Here is a 17,018-nt window from a genome sequence, read left to right as displayed (position 1 = left end):
ATCCATCCGCCAAGGAGTTTCACATGAGTAACGTACCTTACAAACGCCTGGACATTAATGACGCCGCTGTCCTGCTGGTCGACCACCAGACCGGCCTGATCTCGCTGGTACAGGACTTCTCGCCGAACGAGTTCAAGAACAACGTGCTGGCCCTGGCCGATTGCGCCAAGTTCTTCAAGTTGCCGACCATCCTCACCACCAGCTTCGAGTCCGGCCCGAACGGCCCGCTGGTGCCCGAGCTGAAAGAGATGTTCCCGGACGCGCCCTACATCCCTCGTCCAGGCCAGATCAATGCCTGGGACAACGAAGACTTCGTCAAGGCGATCAAGGCCACCGGCCGCAAGCAACTGATCATCGCCGGTGTCGTGACCGACGTCTGCGTGGCGTTCCCGACCCTGTGCGCGCTGGAGGAAGGTTTTGATGTGTTCGTCGTGACGGATGCTTCCGGTACCTTCAACGAAGTGGTGCAGCAGGCCGCTTGGGCACGCATGGCCGCCGCCGGCGCGCAACTGGTCAACTGGTTCTCCGTGGCGTGCGAGTTGCAGCGTGACTGGCGCAACGACATGGAAGGCCTGGCCAACCTGCTGTCGCAACGTATCCCGAACTACCGCAACCTGATGAACAGCTACTCGGCGTTCAACACCAAGTAAGCCTGCGCTACTGCCGATACAAAAAATGCCCGCTCAAGGGCGTAATGCCAGTCAGTCAAGTGAAGAGCAACCCTGTAGGAGCGAGTGTGCTCGCGATGGGCTCAAGAACACCGCGTTTACCCAAGCAAGGGCGCGGTATCGTTCGCCGCTATCGCGAGCACGCTCGCTCCTGCAATGTCCTTGACCGATCGGCATTACGTGCAACGGCGGGCATTTTTTTTGCCGTGAACCCTGATCGATGAGGTGCCAGATGGCCCAAAAACCGCTATAAGCGTTCGACTGTCCACCAGGAAGTGACAATGAACCCGTTCGAGGATATGCGTATTTTTTGCCAGGTCATGGACTCCGGCAGCTTCACCGCGGCCGCGGATCAGCTGGGCTTGTCCAAGCAGTTCGTCAGCCGGCGCGTGATGCAACTGGAAGAGCGCCTGGGCGTGCGCCTGCTCAATCGCTCGACCCGAAGCCTGGATGTGACGCCCCTGGGGCAGAGTTACTACGAGTCGGCCTTGCGCCTGCTCAACGAAGTCGAGCAGGTGGAGCAGGGCATCGCCGGCCAGACCGTCGAACCCCGGGGCACCATTCGCCTGAGCGCGCCGCTGTCGTTCGCCATGGCCCATCTGGGGGAGCTGTTGCCAGCGTTCCTGCGGCGCTATAGCGGGGTCACGGTCGAGGTCGATCTCAGCGATCGCCCGGTGGACCTGATCGGCGAGGGCTACGACCTGGCCTTGCGCATCGGCGTGCTGGAAGACTCGACGCTGATCGCCCGCCGTATCGCCTCGATCCAGCGGGTGTATTGCGCCAGCCCGGCTTATCTCGCCGAACGTGGCACTCCGCTCAGGCCCGAGGAACTGTCGGGCCACGACTGCCTGCCTTACGGCCACGGCCGCCAGGTGCAGTGGCGTTTTGCAGGGCCGGGCCACAAGCCCTTGCTGGTCAACGTCACCGGCAGGATGCGGGTCAACAACGGAGAATTGCTCAAGGACGCGGCCATCGCCGGCATGGGCATTACTTACCTGCCGGCCTTCATCGTCAGGGCGGCGCTGAAGGACGGGCGCCTGGTGTCGCTGCTGGACGACTTCGAGCCCGAGCCCCTGGCCTTGTCGGCGGTCTATCCGCAGCACCGCCAGGGTTCGCGGCCGGTGCAGGTCTTCATCGAGTTCCTGCGCGAACAGCTCAATCGCGGTGCCATTCCTGCTTCAGGCATCAGTGAGTTTTAGGTTCAGTGGGCCGAACGCCGGAGGCGAGTCTCGTTTCCCGCTCCAAACATAGCGCTGTAGCGTTCAATCGAATTCCACGGCGATCGCAAAAAGGACCTTCGGGTCCTTTTTGCGTTTCTGCGGATTCAACCGAGATCCGGCGCCTGCCGCTTTTGTTCAGCACAGCACCAGCGAAGTGCGCCCGCGGAACCCGAGGTTGCTATTGAACCGCGTCGCAGCGCCTGGCGCCGGGGCCAGCGTCGGGTAATGCCGCAGGACGGCACCCAGGGTTTCAGCGGCAATGACTCGGACCGCCGGCGCACCCAGGCAGTAGTGGGCGCCCTGGCCGAAGGCCAGATGCTGGCTGTCGCTGCGCTTGAGGCGAAAGCTGTCCGGCTGGTGATAATGCCCGGCGTCGCGATGGGCGGAAGCCACATAGGACAGGACGACCTGACCCGTTTCCATTCGGCAGTCCTTCCAGGTGAACGCCTCGCGGACCAACCGGCCGACAAACTGCACCGGCGTGTCGTAGCGCAGCGTTTCCTCGACCAGGGCGTCGAGCAACTCCGGTTCCTGTTGGACCAGCGCCAACTGATCCGGATGCGCCTGGAGCGCGGCAATGGCATTGCCCACCAGATAGGCGGTGGGCTCCAGGGCGGCGAACAGCAGCATCACCACTTGGGCGACCGCCTCGGAGCGACCCGGTCGGTAACCCTTGACCTCCATGCCCATGAGCTCATGCAGCAACGAGCCTTCGTGGTTATCCGAGCGGGCGATTTCATCCAGGTACCCCAGCAGCGCCAGGGCGCTGTCGCGGATAGGGCGGATGTCTTGCGGCGCGAGGTTGGTCGAGCCGTAGAGCCTGGAGATGTCTTGCGACCAGGATTTCAACCGCGGCGCATCGGCGGCGGGAACGCCCAGCAACTCGGCGAGCGCCAGCCCCGGCAGGGGCGTCGCCAGATCCTGCATGACATCGAATCGGCCAGGCTCCGCGCGTTGGCGCATCAGCGTGTCGATGAGGCGTCGTACCCGGGGGAGCAGGTTTTCCGGTCGGAGCTGAACCGCCGCCTTGAGGGCATGCTGGCGCATGCACAAGTGACGATGGTCTTCGTTGAACGCGATCCAGCCGTCGAACGCGCGGAACATGTCCTCGAACTCTGCCCGCTGTTCCGCGCGTAACCCCGCGACCGGCAGCCGGGCGCGCGAGGTCGACAGGCGAGGGTCGCACAGCAGTTGGCGCGCATCGTCATGGCAAAAGACCAGCCACGCGCCGCCGAACAGATGCGCGGCTCGATAACGAGGACTGCACCGACGCATATAGGCATAGAACGGATAAGGGTCGGCGATAAAGCGCTCATCGTTGTGCTCGAACACGCGGGGGTCGAACTCATCGCCTGGCATGGGCGTTGGGGCGTTCTGCCGGGGTCGTGATATGGAGCGGGTTGCCGTCCGGGTCCTCGACCACGGACATGACCTTGCCCCACGGCTGCGGTTGCACTTCCTTGATGATCTTGACCCCGGCCTGGCGCAGCTTTTCGATGGCCGCCTCGGTGTCTTCCACGTACAGGCACAACTCGCCGCGCGGCCCCGAAGGCGGGGGAAGCATGCGTTGCTGGAAGTAGCTCGCGGCGACGTAGGTCCACAGCCCCAATCGCTTGCCGGCCAGTTCCAGCGTCACGTATTCGGGGTCTGCGCCGGCTTCCTCCGGAAAGCGGAAGGTTTCCTGAAACTCGAGCAGCTCGGTGTAGAACTTCAAGGAACGCTTGAGATCGGCAACATAGAAAATAGGAAACATATCGAAGTACATGGCTCCCTCCATCGCGCGGAACGCTGTGTCGTCACTGACCGTCCAGATAACAGGTTTAGGATTTGGCGAAGCGCTTGTCAAAGCGGGTGGAGGCCTTGGCGTGCAAAAACAGACTGAAGGTCTGCTGCCGGTAATACCCGGGGATTGAATAGGTGGCTTTGGGCAAGTCATAGGTCAAGTACAAGAATTGAAAGCATCGCTTTGCCACTGATCGAGAGTCAGGTCGGCACGATTTTCTAAGCCCGTTAGTTGTACTCCAGTATGTAGGTCAGGGTGGCATCTGCTCTGCCTACGCTGATTTCCCCGCCCGTAGCGATGTAACGTGCCTTGCCGGAAAAACGATACATTTCGTTCCCGGGCCCGCTCGCTTGCCAGTCCAGGGCAACGGCTTTGGCTTTGGAGAAGGGCAACGGCGCGCCGCTGTCGGTGGTGAGTGAAATACCCACGCCCTTGGCCACGCCTTGCTGTCCGGCGCCATTCAGATTCAGTAGACCGTCGCGAACGGAGTTGCCCTCGAAATAGACCTTTACCGGTGGCTTGGTCGTCGGGTTCAGCCCTTCACAGACGACGTCCAGGGCGAAGGGGTGATCCACGACCGATCCTCGACTGATCTGGGCAACGGCGGGGCGCCCCATAGTGACGACGGTATCGGTTTTTGGAGTGAAACAACTGGTGAAGAACGCGTTGTGCTCCAGCTTTGTCTTCAGGTTCGTTCCTTGAATGTTGAAGGTTGCGCGTGTTGGCGTGGTGTAGGTGGTGTCGATAAAGAAGCTGGTTTGATAGTTGAAGGGCGGCATGTCCCCTTTTCCAACTCCCATTGCTGTTCGCACGAACTCAACGGAGAGAATGTTTGGGAAATACATAATCACTCCGTCATGTCCTGTGCTCGAGGAAAAGGGTGGAAAAGATGGGGTTGACCAGTTTGAGTTTGCGCGGTGCCCAATCCGTATACCCACACCGGGAATGCCAGACTCGTACAATCCTCGATTATCAATTGGTATGAGATTAGTGCTGGGGGTTGTCATTCCACGTTGGCCACGTTTTCCATCGTAGGCGCACCAAGACCATCCGCCCCAGTTGCCCGAGGCTCCAGCCACAATTGAATAAGAGGCCATCACTCCCCCAATAGGGACGCTTTTCAAGCTCGTTACAGCAGGCAACGGCGAAATGCTGGATAAACTTGGCGGATTCCTTTCTGGTTTCTCGCAGTAGGCCATGGCCGATGTCGCTCCGGCGCAACCGACCGCGATGATGAGCGCGCGAGTCAGTTTTCTAAGGACGTGGTGTTGGATCGGACTTGGGAGCTTCATAGGCAGTAATCGATAGGTAATTAATGTCCAAGGATTGTATGGGTTTTTATGTGATTTGTGGGGGCGATACTGGATTTTAAGAAACGTCTTAGTCTTTGGTTTGTAAGTGTGACTATGTAGGTGTTTAGTGTTTTAAGTTGCTATTTTGTGTAAGGGTTGGTTGGTTTTTTACTTTTTATATGGGTTTTTAATGTGTGTTTTTCTATTGTTGTTGATTGAAGTTAAGTTTTTTAGCGGGTGTATGGGGTTGGGTTTTTGAGGTGGGGAAAAATTTAATATCAATGTGCAAGTAGTTTTATATGCCGGGCGAGTAAGGTGGTTTTGCATTAAGTCCAGTCTTGAGGGGCAGTACCCGCCTCCCTCGACGGAGTAGATCGGAAAATGAGCCTGCCCGAGGTTGGTAAGGTTGTTTCTAGCATGCCAGCAGGATTTTGAATGCGCAGGGCGCGTTGATACGGTTGTTTCCCGAGCTCGAGTGGCACTCCAGGGCGCTGTACGCGATCTACTCCAGCCGCCACCAGCTGCCGCTGAAAACCCGTCGCTTCATCGATTTTCTCGTCGCCTATCCCCACAGCCCCCAGGACCTCTAGCCAATATGTGGCTTACTCGCTAACAGGGATTGCCGCGTTGCGGTGAGTTTCAACACGATCAAAAAAACGACCCTCGGGGCCTTTTCCCTGTCGCCGGATTTTATGCGTTGGCGAACGGCGCCCTTACGCGGTGACGTCCTATATCGCGATCAATCTAGGAATGTCCTTATTTATCTGTGGTTTACCCCTTTGATATGGTTTTTGCCGATTTCAAGGAGGTGATCCCGGTGCTCTATTTTTCTTCGGTCCTGCGTAAAGGTCTTTTTTTCGGCTTGTCCGTTCTTGTGCCTCTGGCGGCCTCTGCTGAGGAATGCCATATCGAGGTTAACGACGTGAAAGTCCCCAACCCTTATGTCATGTCCGTGGGGCCATTCAACTCGGTGGCTTTCGACCCTCAGGTCGCCAACGGTACCGTGGTGTTCTCGCAGCAGGTCCCAACGATTGGTAGCAGTGGGAATATCCTGTGTCCGGGCTCTGGCGGGGTACGTAATGTCTACAGCGGGCAGATAGGCCCTACGGGGGCCTACAGTACCTGGCCTACGCAAGTCCAAGGCATAGGGGTGAGATTACGTCACAGTAACCACAGTACGTGGTGGCCCTTTGAGTTCTCTAACGCTCAGAACTCAATGTTTTTCGGAAAAAGCGACCTCGTTGTCGAGCTGGTCAAGACCGGCCCTATCACTGCGGGAGGTAGCCTGACCGGCGAGCTGGGCGGCAGTTGGGTTCGCGACAAGACTTTCCAATTTCTGTCATACAGGATTTCCGGTTCGCTCCAGATCAAACCGACCGTGCCGAGTTGTCACTACACAGGACCGAGCACCATTCCCGTGCCACTGGGCTCGATGAGTATGAACAGTACCAGTGCAGTAGGTCCCGCCAAGTCGTTCACCATCAACCTGGCGTGTTCCGGCGGTACCCAGAATGCCACCACTCGGGTCTACATGACGCTGACCGACGTCGCCAATCCGGGCAATCGCACCGACCTGTTGACCCTGGCCCCGGACTCGACCGCCAAGGGCGTCGGCATACGCCTGATGAATGACAACACCGCCGTCCGTTTCGGCCCCGAGACCGACGCCAGCGCGGCCTGGTTCGTCAAGCAGAGTGGCAACGGCACTATCTCCATTCCGCTCTCCGCCCACTACATCAAGACCGGAACGCTCAAGGCCGGTAGCGTGAAGGCCATGGCGACCTTCACTATTTCCTATCGATGACAGGGCTCGACATCCCGATCAGGGCGTGTCGAAGAACGCCGACGCGAAGCGTGTTCGGCAAGCGCCTCTACTGAAAAGCCCGGCATTGCCGGGCTTTTTTTATGGCTGCACCGGCCGTTACGGTTTCGGCGGCTTGGTGAAGGTGCCCCGGCAGTAGGCCGCCGTGCCGTAGTTCTGGGTTTTCTTGACGATGTCGCTCAGGTCCGCCGCGCTGTTGAAGTCGTAGGAATAGATGCCGAGCTCGGGGTCGAAGAAAAACAGGTTCTGGGCGTTTTTATAGAGGCCCATCGCATGCCCGCCGACCCCGGGACGGCCGTCGGCGGAGACGAAGTAGAAGCTTCCCGCCGTCATGGCTTTCAGCGCATCGACGCTGGGCGGCAGCCCTTCAAAGGGGTGGAAGCTCGACGTCGGCAACAGCATGGGCGGGAGCAGCAGGGCAAAGGTCTCGCCTTTTTCCACCTGATCCTGCAGGGCGTCGCATTGCTCCGGCGTCAGCTTCAGCGACTGGGCCAGGCCCGCGTTGTCGATGGCCGCCAGCCATTTCATGACGGCCGCTTCGCAGACGCCGTGGGGGTGCTTCTGGGTCCGGTTGACCCATTTGACCAGTAGTTTTGCGCTCATGACCGCTCCTTGGTGGTGCTGCTGTCCGGTTCGCCGAAAATGGCCTGTTGAGGTATAGGTCGGCTTTTTATCCCTGGCCAGCGCCGCGAAACCTCGGCGCGATGAGCGGCCGATCCGTCGTCAGCGGAGGCCTTGGGCCAGGGCCAGGTCGGCCGGTTCCTGCCAGGCGCCGCCCAGCGCGGTGTACAGGTTGACCTCGGCGATCAGCTGCGCCAGCCGGTCGTTGATCAGGCCCTGCTGCGCGCTGAACAGCGAGCGCTGCGCGTCGAGGAACACCAGGTTGCTGTCGGCGCCGGTGCGGTAGCGGTGCTCGGCCATGCGGTAGTAGTCCTGGGTGGCGGCGACCAGGTCCCGCTGGGCGTCGAGCTGGTGGTTGTAGGTCTGGCGCGCGGCGAGGCCGTCGGCGACTTCCTGGAAGGCGGCCTGGATCGATTTTTCGTACTGCGCGACGCCGATGTCTTTCTGCAGCTTGGCGTAGTCGAGGCTGGCCCGCAGGCTGCCGGCATTGAAGATCGGCAGGTTGATCTGCGGCTTGAAGGTCCAGCCGCCCGAGCCGCCCTTGAACAGCCCGGCCAGTTCCAGGCTGGAGGTGCCGGCGTTGGCGGTCAGGCTGATGCTCGGGAAGAACGCCGCGCGGGCCGCGCCGATATTGGCGTTGGCGGCTTGCAACTGGTACTCGGCCTGGAGGATGTCCGGCCGGCGTTGCAAGAGGTCCGAGGGCAGCCCGGGCGGAACCCTGGCGACCAGGTCGCTGGCCAGCGGCCGGGCGGGCAGGGCATCGTCCACCGGCGCGCCCACCAGCAGGGTCAGGTTGTTGAGGTCGTGGGCGATCTGGCGCTGGTAGCGAGCCAGGTTGGCGCGGGCGGTTTCGACGCTGGTCTGCGCCTGGCTCACATCCAGCGCCGAGACCTTGCCGGCGTCGGCGCTGCGTTGGGTCAGGCGCAGGCTCTGCTCGTCGGCGACCAGGGTCTTGGCGGTCAGCGCCAGCAGTTCCTGGTCGGCGCGCCAGGTCAGGTAGGCGTTGGCGACGTTGGCCACCAGGCTCAGCTGGGCGCTGTGTCGGGCCTGCTCGGTGGCCAGGTAGCTGAGCAGGGTCTGCTGGGTGAGGCTGCGCACCCGGCCGAAAAAGTCCAGCTCGTAGGCGCTGACCCCCAGCGTCGCCGAGTAGGACGACTTGATCGCCGCCTGGCCGGTGCCGGTGACTTTCCCCGGCAGGCGTTGGCGCGAACCGGCGGCGTTGGCGGACACCGCCGGAAACAGGTCGGCGCGCTGGATGCGGTACTGGGCCTGGAAGGCTTCCACGTTCAGCGCCGCGACCCGCAGGTCGCGGTTGTTGACCAGGGCCCGGCGGATCAGCGTCTGCAACTCGGGGTCGTGGAACAGCGCCTGCCAGTCCGCGCCTGCTTCGACGGACGGGCTTGCGGCGGCATAGGCCGGGCCCTGGGGGTACTGCGGCGCGATCGGCGCCGCGGGCTGGCGGTAGTCCGGGATCAGCGAGCAGCCGCCCAGAACCAGCGCCACGGTGGCCACAGCCAATGGGAACTTACTCATCGAACAGCCTCGTGTAAAAACCACGGGGCCTGTCGACGGCGTCCCGGGCGGGTTGAAAGAAACGTGCGCGGCGCGGCTCAGGCCCCGACCATCCATTTGGCCAGGCCGTGCCGGCCGCTGACCCCGAGCTTGGCGGCGGCGCGCTTGAGGTAGGTTTCCACGGAGCTGTTCTTGACGCTGAGCCGCTCGGCCAGCTCCGGCACCGTGCCGCCGGTCAGCAGGCCCAGGCAGACCTCTTTCTCCCGGGCCGACAAGCTGATGTCGCCCTGGCTCAGGCGTTGGTTGAACTCCCGTTGCAGCGGCGATTGCTCGACCTGTGCCAAGGGGCTGTCGGGGGCGCGGCCGAGGGTTCGCCGGCCGCGCTGGCGGTTGATCTGCGCATGGCGTTCCACCAGCGGCAACAACGTGTGCGAAAGGCTCTTGAGGAACGACAGCTCGGCGAGGGAGAAGGGCCGTTGCGTGTGGGGGCGGTGGAAGGTGATGACGCAGCGCCGGTTGGATTTGCGCGACACCAGGTTGCACTGGTGGGAGAGGTGATGCGGGTGGGTGCCGGTGGCCTGGGCGTTCATCTGGATCAGCAGTGCGTCGTCCATTGCGATGACCTTTTCCAGCAGCGGATGATCGTCCTGGTACTGTGCCGGGGTGGGCGGCGGCTCTTCGTGCAGGCCGGCGCTGCCCAGCGGGTTGACCTCGAGGAGGCTGGCCTGGCGCTCGTCGAGGGTCCATTCGCCGAGTTCCACCTGATGCACCGCCACCAGCTTGTCCACCAGGTGCAGCATCTTCGCCGCGAAGACCCCGTGCCCGGTGCTGGAAATCAGCTCCCCCAGTTCGTTGTAGAAATGCGGACTGTCTATGTTGCGCATGCTGCTGGTCAGACTCATATCCCTATCATCCTTGATCTAGACAGAACGTCGAACGGTTGGCGTGGCGGCCTCCGGAGACCCTGGCGGCGGGTCGGCGCAGGCGGGTTTTTTTCATTTAATCGCGTGGGTTTGCCCAGCGTCTGTAGCTGAAAGCGGGGACACACGCTGCCATAAAAGCCGCGCTGGCGAATGGGCGGGAGCGGCGCAAAACCGCGGCCGCGCCAGTTCGGCGACAGGCTTGTCTGACAGTTAAATCATTGATGATGGTCAGATTTATCTGATTTGTCGGCGGCCCTGGCGAGGCGCTTTGCCGCACGCCGCTGGCGGATGTCCTACACGCTTTTAAGCCATTGAATCGGGAATTTTTAGCTAACACGCGCGCGCAGAAAACGGCTTAGCCCCTGGCCAGGTGAGTTGCGGGTTGTCCGGGTTTCAGGTGACAGACAGCGCGCTCGGGCGCTGGTTGAATCCGCGGATACCTCCCATCACCAGCGCTGCCGGGCCCTGCCTCGCGCAGGGACACTCCACATGAGAAGGATCTTATGACGCTCTATTCCGCAGCCGCCGTGGACGCGTTCCCCCTGACCGCCGCCCAGCGCGATATCTGGCTCGACCAACTGAGCCGCGGCGACTCGCCGCTGTACAACATCGGCGGTTATGTCGAACTCAGCGGCCCGTTCGACGCCGGGCTGCTGCAACAGGCGGTCGAATTGCTGGTGCGCAAGCACGATGCGTTGCGCACGGTGCTGCTGCCCGGCGCCGGCAGCGACGGCTTGCCCTTGCAGGCCTTCGCCCAGGCGATGCCGGCGGCGGTGCCGCTGCACGACTTGAGCACCCGGGCCGAACCCCTGGCCCAGGCCCAGGCCTTGATGCGGCAACGGATGGAGCAGCCGTACCGCTTCGACGGCGAGCCCTTGTTCCGGTTTTTCCTGGTGCGCCTGGACGAGCGCCATCACCTGCTGTGCATCCAGGTCCACCACCTGATTCTCGACGGCTGGGGCTTTGGCCAGCTGTTGCAATCGCTGGGCGGGATCTACACCGCGTTGCAGCGCGGGCGGCGTCCCGAATTGTCGGCGCCGTCCTATGTCGATTTCATCCACGACGACGAGCGCTACCACGGCTCGCCGCGCTACCTGCGCGACCGTGCGTACTGGCAGGACAAGTACCGCACGTTGCCCGAACCGCTGCTGACGCCGCGTTATCGCGAGCGCGCGGCGGCGGGCGGTGGCCAGGGCAACAGCCTGGTGCGGGCGTTTCCCGGGCACTTGCACGAGCGCATGAAACAGCTGGGGAAAACCACCCGGGCCTCGGCGTTCCATGTGCTGCTGGCCGCCCTGTATGTGTATTTCAGCCGCACTGAGCAGCGCGACGATTGGGTGGTCGGGCTGCCGCTGCTCAACCGCTCCAACGCCCGCTTCAAGAACACCCTGGGGCTGTTCGCCCAGGTCAGCGCGGTGCGTTTGCGCTTCAGCCAGCAGCTGTCGTTCGGCGAGTTGGTGCGGGCGATTCGCGACGGGCTCAAGCAGGATTTCCGCCATCAGCGGTTTCCCCTGAGCGAGATGAACCGTTCCCTGGGCCTGCTGCGCGAGGACCGCGGCCAGCTGTTCGACCTGTCGCTGTCCTACGAGCAGGACGAGCACGATTGCCGCTACGGCGAGGCGCTGGGGCACCCGGTCAAGGTCGCCAACGGCCACGAGCCGCTGCCCCTGGCCATCCACCTGCGCAGCAACAGCTACAACGACAAGGCGTGGATGCATTACATCTACAACGAGGCGTACTTCCAGGGCGAGGACATCGAGGCCCTGGCCGAGCGCCTGGTGCAGGTGCTGGAACAGGGGCTGGCCGCGCCCGAGCGGCCGATTGCCGGCTTGTCCCTGCTCGCGGCCCGCGACAGCGCGCTGTTGCAGCAATGGCATGCGAGCCGCCCGGCGCCGGTCTGCCCAGAGCCTGTGCATGCGCGCATCGAGGCCCGGGCGGTCACCGCGCCGAATGATCTGGCGGCGGTCTGCCAGGAGCGCTCGCTGACCTACGCGGCGCTGAACCGCCAGGCCAACCAGTTGGCCCATCGGCTGCGGGAACTGGGGGTGGCGCCCGACGACCGGGTCGCCGTCGTCGCCCGCCGGGGCCTGGAGACCCTGGTCGGGTTGCTGGCGGTGCTCAAGGCCGGGGCGGCCTATGTGCCGATCGACCCGGCCCATCCCGCCGAGCGCCTCGCCTACCTGCTGCACGACAGCGCGCCGGTGGCGGTGCTCAGCCAAGGGCCGCTGCTGGCGCGCTTGCCGGCCCTGGCGGTGCCGGTTCTCGACCTGCTCGCGGCAGACGGCTGGCGGCAGTACCCCACGGACAATCCGCAGGTGCCGGGGTTGACCCCGGCCAATCTGGTCTACGTGATCTACACCTCGGGTTCCACCGGCTTGCCCAAGGGCGTGATGGTCGAGCACCGGACCCTGGCCAACCTGGTGGACTGGCATTGCGCGGCGTTCGACCTGGGCCCGGGCCGCCATACCTCGAGCCTCGCCGGCTTCGGTTTCGACGCCATGGCCTGGGAGGTCTGGCCGGCGCTGTGCAGCGGCGCGACCCTGCACCTGGCGCCGGCCCGCGACGGCAACGAAGACATCGACGCGCTGCTCGACTGGTGGCGCGCGCAACCGCTGGACGTGAGCTTCCTGCCGACCCCGGTGGCCGAATACGCCTTCAGCCAGCGGCGCGGCCATCCGACCCTGCGCACCTTGCTGATCGGCGGCGACCGCCTGCGCCAGTTCGTCGAGGCGCAGCGCTTCGCCGTGATCAACAACTACGGGCCGACCGAAGCCACGGTGGTCGCCACCTCCGGACGCGTCGAGGCCGGGCAGGGCCTGCATATCGGCCAGCCCATCGACCACACCCGGGTCTACCTGCTGGACGAGCAGTTGCAACCGGTGCCGGTGGGCGTGGCCGGCGAGTTGTACGTCGGCGGCGCCGGGGTGGCCCGGGGTTACCTGAACCGTCCCGAGTTGAGCGCCGAGCGTTTCCTCGACGATCCGTTCAGCGACCTGCCCGATGCCCGCATGTACCGCAGCGGCGACCTGGCGCGCCGGCGGGCCGACGGCACACTCGAATACCTGGGGCGCAACGACGACCAGGTGAAGATCCGCGGCATGCGCATCGAACTCGGCGAGATCGAAAGCGCCCTGGCAGCCGTGGCCGGAGTCGGCGAAGCGGTGGTCGAGGCCCGCGACGGGCGCCTGCTGGCGTACTTCACCGACGCGGCCGGCGGGTCGGCGCCAGAGGTCGGCCAACTGCATGCCGAGCTGCAAGGCCGGCTGCCGGACTACATGCTGCCCGCCGCCTACGTGCGCCTGGCGGCGCTGCCGCTGACGGCCAACGGCAAGCTCGACCGCCGCGCCTTGCCGGCGCCTGGGCCGACGGCTTTTATCAGCCGCGGCTACGAGGTGCCCGAGGGCGAAGTCGAGATCGCCCTGGCGGCCATCTGGGCCGAATTGCTCAAGGTCGATCAGGTCGGCCGCCAGGATCATTTCTTCGAGCTGGGCGGCCATTCGCTGCTGGCGGTGGCGCTGGTGGAACGCATGCGCGAGGCCGGGTTGCAGGCCGACGTGCGCGTGCTGTTCGAGCAGCCGACCCTGGCCAGCCTGGCCGCGGCGGTGGGCAACGGCCGCGAAGTCGCGGTGCCGGCCAACCGGGTGCTCGAGGATTGCCTGCTGATCACCCCGGACATGCTGGCCCTGGCGCAGCTGGATCAGGCGAGCATCGAGCGCATCGTCGCCACGGTGCCGGGCGGCGCGGCCAACGTGCAGGAAATCTACCCCCTGGCGCCGTTGCAGGAAGGCCTGTTGTACCACCACATGACCGCCGAGGAGCGCGATCCCTACCAGCAGCACGCGCTGTTCGCCTTCGACTCGCTGCGCCACCTGGACGACTTTGCCCAGGCGCTGCAACAGGTGGTGGCGCGGCACGACATCCTGCGCACCAGCCTGGTCTGGGACGGCCTGGCGCAACCGATGCAGGTGGTCTGGCGCGAGGCGCGGCTGCGGCTGGAGGAAGTGCTGCTCGACCCGCAGGCCGGCGACGTCGCCGGGCAACTGCGCGAACGCCTGGACCCGCGCCTGCGGCCCCTGGACCTGGGGCAGGCGCCGATGATGGCCCTGGCCTACAGCGAAGACCCGCGCAACGGGCGCTGGGTCGGCATGCTGCGCTTTCACCATCTGGTCAACGACGCCACCTCCACCGGCGTGCTGCTGGAGGAAATCCACGCTTACCTGGTTGGAAGCGCGGCACAGTTGCCGGAGCCGGTGCCGTATCGGCGTTATGTGGCGCAGACCCGCCTGGGCGAGCGGGACGAAGAGCACGCCGGGTTTTTCCGCGAATGGTTGGCGGACGTCGACGAGCCGAGCCTGGCCTTCGGCCTGCTGGAACATCCGCTGGCCGGCGATGCACACGACAAAGTCCAGGGCTTGCTGGCGCCGGCCCTGGCCCGGCGCTTGCGCAGCCAGGCGCGGACGCTGGGAGTGAGCGCGGCGAGCGTCTTCCACCTGGCCTGGGCCCTGGTCCTGGGGCGCCTGTGCGGGCGCGAGGACGTGGTGTTCGGCACCGTGCTGCTAGGTCGTTTGCAGGCCGGTGCCGGGGCGGATCGGGCCCTGGGCATGTTTATCAATACCTTGCCGCTGCGCCTCGACGTGAGCGGGCAGGGGGCCGCCGACGGGGTGCGCGAAACCCATCGCCGCCTGAGCGCCTTGCTCGCCCACGAACATGCGCCGCTGGCCCTGGCCCAGCGTTGCAGCGGGGTGGCCGCGCCGTTGCCGTTGTTCAACAGCCTGCTCAATTACCGCCATGGCGGCCAGGACCTGGGGAGCGAGCTGCCGGGCGTCCAACTGCTGAGCAGCGACGATATTGTCAGCTACCCGCTGATGCTGGCGGTGGACGACTTCGACGAGGCCTTCCGCCTCAGCGCCATGGCGCCGCGCAGCCTGGGGCCGCAGCGCCTGCTGGATGCCCTGCACACCGCGCTCGAGGGTTTGGTCGATGCCCTGGAACAGGCGCCGCAGACTGCCTTGCGCCAATTGCCGGTACTGCCGGCGGCGGAGCTGCATCGGCTGCTGGTGCAGTTCAACGCCACGGAGGTCGACTATCCGCGCGAGCAGACCCTGCACGCGCTGTTCGAGGCCCAGGTGCGGCGCACCCCGGACGCCGTGGCGTTGCAGGCCGGCGACCGACAGTTGAGCTACGCCCAGCTCAACCAGCGGGCCAACCAGTTGGCCCATCACCTGATCGAACTCGGCGTACGGCCCGATACCCACGTGGGCATTTGCGTCGAGCGCAGCCTGGAGCTGGTGATCGGCCTGCTGGGCATTCTCAAGGCCGGCGGCGCCTATGTGCCGCTGGACCCCGGCTACCCCCTGGAGCGCCTGCACTACATGCTGCAAGACAGCGCGCCGCTGGCGGTGCTGATGCACGAAGCGACCCGCGAGCGGCTGGACGGGGTGCCGATCATGTGCGTCGACTTCGACCAGGGCGACTGGCAACGGCACCCCACGAGCGACCCGCAGGTGCCGGGGCTCGAGGTCTCGCACCTGGCCTATGTGATCTACACCTCCGGCTCCACCGGCCTGCCCAAGGGCGTGATGATCGAGCATCGCGGCCTCGGCAACCTGATGCACTGGGGGTCGCAGATCTGCCCGGACGCGCAACAGGGCTCGCTGTTGCAGCGTGCGCCGTTCAGCTTCGACGGCTCGGTGTGGGAGCTGTTCTGGCCGCTGACCAACGGCATGCGCCTGGTCCTGGCGCGGCCCGACGGGCACCGCGAGCCGGCGTACCTGGCGCAGACCATCCGCGAGCAGGGCATCACGGTGATCAAGTTCGTCCCGGCGCTGTTGCAGCAGTTTCTCGAACTCGACGAGGTCAGCCAGTGCAGCAGCCTGACCGACGTGTTCTGCGGCGGCGGCGAACTCACCGCGGCCATCGCCCGGCGCTTGCGGCAACTGTTGCCACAGGCCCGGCTGCACAACGTCTACGGCCCTACCGAAGCCACGGTGGACAGCACTGCCTGGACCCTGGAGCCCGGGGCTCCCGTGCCGGACAGCCAGTTGCCGATCGGCAACACCCGGGTCTATGTCCTGGACGACCACGACCGGCCCGTGCCGCTGGGGGTGAGCGGCCACCTGCATATCGGCGGGGTCGGGGTGGCCCGCGGTTACCTGGGGCTCGCGGCGTTGCAGGCCGAGCGTTTTATCGACAGCCCGTTCGTCGCCGGCGACCGCCTGTACCGCACCGGCGACCTGGTGCGCTATCGCGCCGACGGCTGCCTGGAGTTCCTCGGGCGCAACGATTTCCAGGTCAAGCTGCGCGGCCTGCGGGTCGAGCTCGGCGAGATCGAGGCGCGCCTGGCCAGCCATTCGGCCCTGCGCGAGGTGGTGGTGCTGATGCGCGACGAGCGCCTGGTGGCCTACTTCACCCTGCGCGCGGGCGCCGCGGCGCCGGGCATCGAGGGCTTGCGCGGGTATCTGCTGGCGCAGGTGCCGGAGTACATGGTGCCTTCGGCCTTCGTCCAGCTCGACGAACTGCCGCTCGGCCCCAACGGCAAGCTGGCGCGCAAGGCGCTGCCGGCGCCTGGGCAGGACGCGGTGCTCAGCCGCGGTTTCGAGGCGCCCCAGGGCGAGGTGGAAACCGTGCTGGCGCAGATCTGGGCCGAGGTGTTGAAGCTCGAGCGGGTCGGGCGTCACGACCACTTCTTCGAGCTGGGCGGGCATTCGCTGCTGGCGGTCAGCCTGGTGGCGCGCATGCGCCAGGCCGGGCTCAACGCCGACGCCCGCGTGCTGTTCAGCGAGCCGACCCTGGCCCAGCTGGCGGCCCGGACCGAGAGCCAGGTGCAACGCCTGGCGATCCCGGCCACCACCATCCCGAGCCTGAACCGCAAGCGCCGGCTCTGATCCGTCCACACATCCGGCAACACAACCTGTCCCTGGCCGCGCCGCGCCCCGCTGGCGTTGCCAGGGCGGCGCGGCGTCGGGCCGGGGGCTTGTCCCGGCTTCCCGTGTCAGACGGTCGCACCCGGATGTTTTAGTTTTCCAGGCCTGCGGGACAGCACCGTCGGGCTCGCTGCCCCTGTCGTTTTCCAACCGGGCAGGTTGGGAGCGCAGGGCGCAACGGGTCGAGGCGCGGGCATCAGGTTGCAGCTGAAAAACGGAATTTCTCCTCAACCCTTGGCGAATTTAAAGCAGGT

11 protein-coding genes are annotated in these 17,018 nt (G+C 64.7%); 5 read left to right on the top strand and 6 right to left on the bottom strand.

Annotation, left to right across the window (positions count from 1 at the left end; translation table 11 throughout):
• The first annotated feature begins 23 nt into the window (after positions 1-23).
• Positions 24-650 (top strand): isochorismate family cysteine hydrolase YcaC, encoded by a 627-nt coding sequence (gene ycaC / locus BTN82_RS17340; protein WP_075120349.1) that lies wholly within the window; start codon positions 24-26, stop codon positions 648-650.
• Between the two features lie 299 nt (positions 651-949).
• Complete coding sequence (locus BTN82_RS17335; RefSeq protein ID WP_075120348.1) at positions 950-1,867, top strand: LysR family transcriptional regulator; 918 nt, start codon at positions 950-952, stop codon at positions 1,865-1,867.
• Positions 1,868-2,023: 156 nt separating this feature from the next.
• Here the strand turns inward: BTN82_RS17335 and BTN82_RS17330 are convergent, their stop codons facing one another.
• The 3 genes from BTN82_RS17330 to BTN82_RS31580 all read right to left on the bottom strand — a co-directional run bounded on the left by BTN82_RS17330 (position 2,024) and on the right by BTN82_RS31580 (position 4,516).
• Positions 2,024-3,247 carry a cytochrome P450 gene (locus BTN82_RS17330; RefSeq protein ID WP_075120347.1) on the bottom strand — a complete coding sequence of 408 codons (1,224 nt, stop codon included), beginning with the start codon at positions 3,245-3,247 and terminating at the stop codon, positions 2,024-2,026.
• Positions 3,234-3,653 (bottom strand): VOC family protein, encoded by a 420-nt coding sequence (locus BTN82_RS17325; RefSeq protein WP_075120346.1) that lies wholly within the window; start codon positions 3,651-3,653, stop codon positions 3,234-3,236. Before BTN82_RS17325 ends, BTN82_RS17330 begins: the two co-directional genes overlap by 14 nt.
• 245 nt (positions 3,654-3,898) lie before the next feature.
• Positions 3,899-4,516, bottom strand: a complete 618-nt coding sequence (locus BTN82_RS31580) for a fimbrial protein (RefSeq protein ID WP_261792992.1) — start codon at positions 4,514-4,516, stop codon at positions 3,899-3,901.
• A gap of 905 nt (positions 4,517-5,421) precedes the next feature.
• Here BTN82_RS31580 and BTN82_RS31575 point away from each other — a divergent pair.
• Positions 5,422-5,553: a hypothetical protein gene (locus BTN82_RS31575; protein ID WP_261792991.1), complete on the top strand. Its 132-nt coding sequence runs from the start codon at positions 5,422-5,424 to the stop codon at positions 5,551-5,553.
• A 194-nt stretch (positions 5,554-5,747) separates the two neighbouring features.
• Complete coding sequence (locus BTN82_RS31705) at positions 5,748-6,767, top strand: fimbrial protein (RefSeq protein WP_081375488.1); 1,020 nt, start codon at positions 5,748-5,750, stop codon at positions 6,765-6,767.
• 117 nt (positions 6,768-6,884) lie between these two features.
• Here the strand turns inward: BTN82_RS31705 and BTN82_RS17310 are convergent, their stop codons facing one another.
• The 3 genes from BTN82_RS17310 to BTN82_RS17300 all read right to left on the bottom strand — a co-directional run bounded on the left by BTN82_RS17310 (position 6,885) and on the right by BTN82_RS17300 (position 9,820).
• The gene (locus BTN82_RS17310; RefSeq protein WP_075120344.1) at positions 6,885-7,388 is read right to left on the bottom strand and encodes a hypothetical protein; all 504 of its coding nucleotides are present in this window, start codon (positions 7,386-7,388) and stop codon (positions 6,885-6,887) included.
• 120 nt (positions 7,389-7,508) lie between these two features.
• Positions 7,509-8,939, bottom strand: a complete 1,431-nt coding sequence (gene adeC, locus BTN82_RS17305) for an AdeC/AdeK/OprM family multidrug efflux complex outer membrane factor (protein WP_075120343.1) — start codon at positions 8,937-8,939, stop codon at positions 7,509-7,511.
• A 77-nt stretch (positions 8,940-9,016) separates the two neighbouring features.
• The gene (locus tag BTN82_RS17300; protein WP_075120342.1) at positions 9,017-9,820 is read right to left on the bottom strand and encodes a helix-turn-helix transcriptional regulator; all 804 of its coding nucleotides are present in this window, start codon (positions 9,818-9,820) and stop codon (positions 9,017-9,019) included.
• 524 nt (positions 9,821-10,344) lie between these two features.
• On the opposite strand from BTN82_RS17300, the gene BTN82_RS17295 reads away from it, so the two are divergent.
• Positions 10,345-16,725: a non-ribosomal peptide synthetase gene (locus BTN82_RS17295; protein ID WP_075120341.1), complete on the top strand. Its 6,381-nt coding sequence runs from the start codon at positions 10,345-10,347 to the stop codon at positions 16,723-16,725.
• Positions 16,726-17,018: the final 293 nt, after the last annotated feature.

It is taken from the genome of Pseudomonas chlororaphis, assembly GCF_001921865.1.
Lineage (GTDB): Bacteria > Pseudomonadota > Gammaproteobacteria > Pseudomonadales > Pseudomonadaceae > Aquipseudomonas > Aquipseudomonas chlororaphis_D.
The sequence above is the reverse complement of the archived record's forward strand: the minus strand, read 5'-3'. Positions and strand labels throughout refer to the sequence as shown.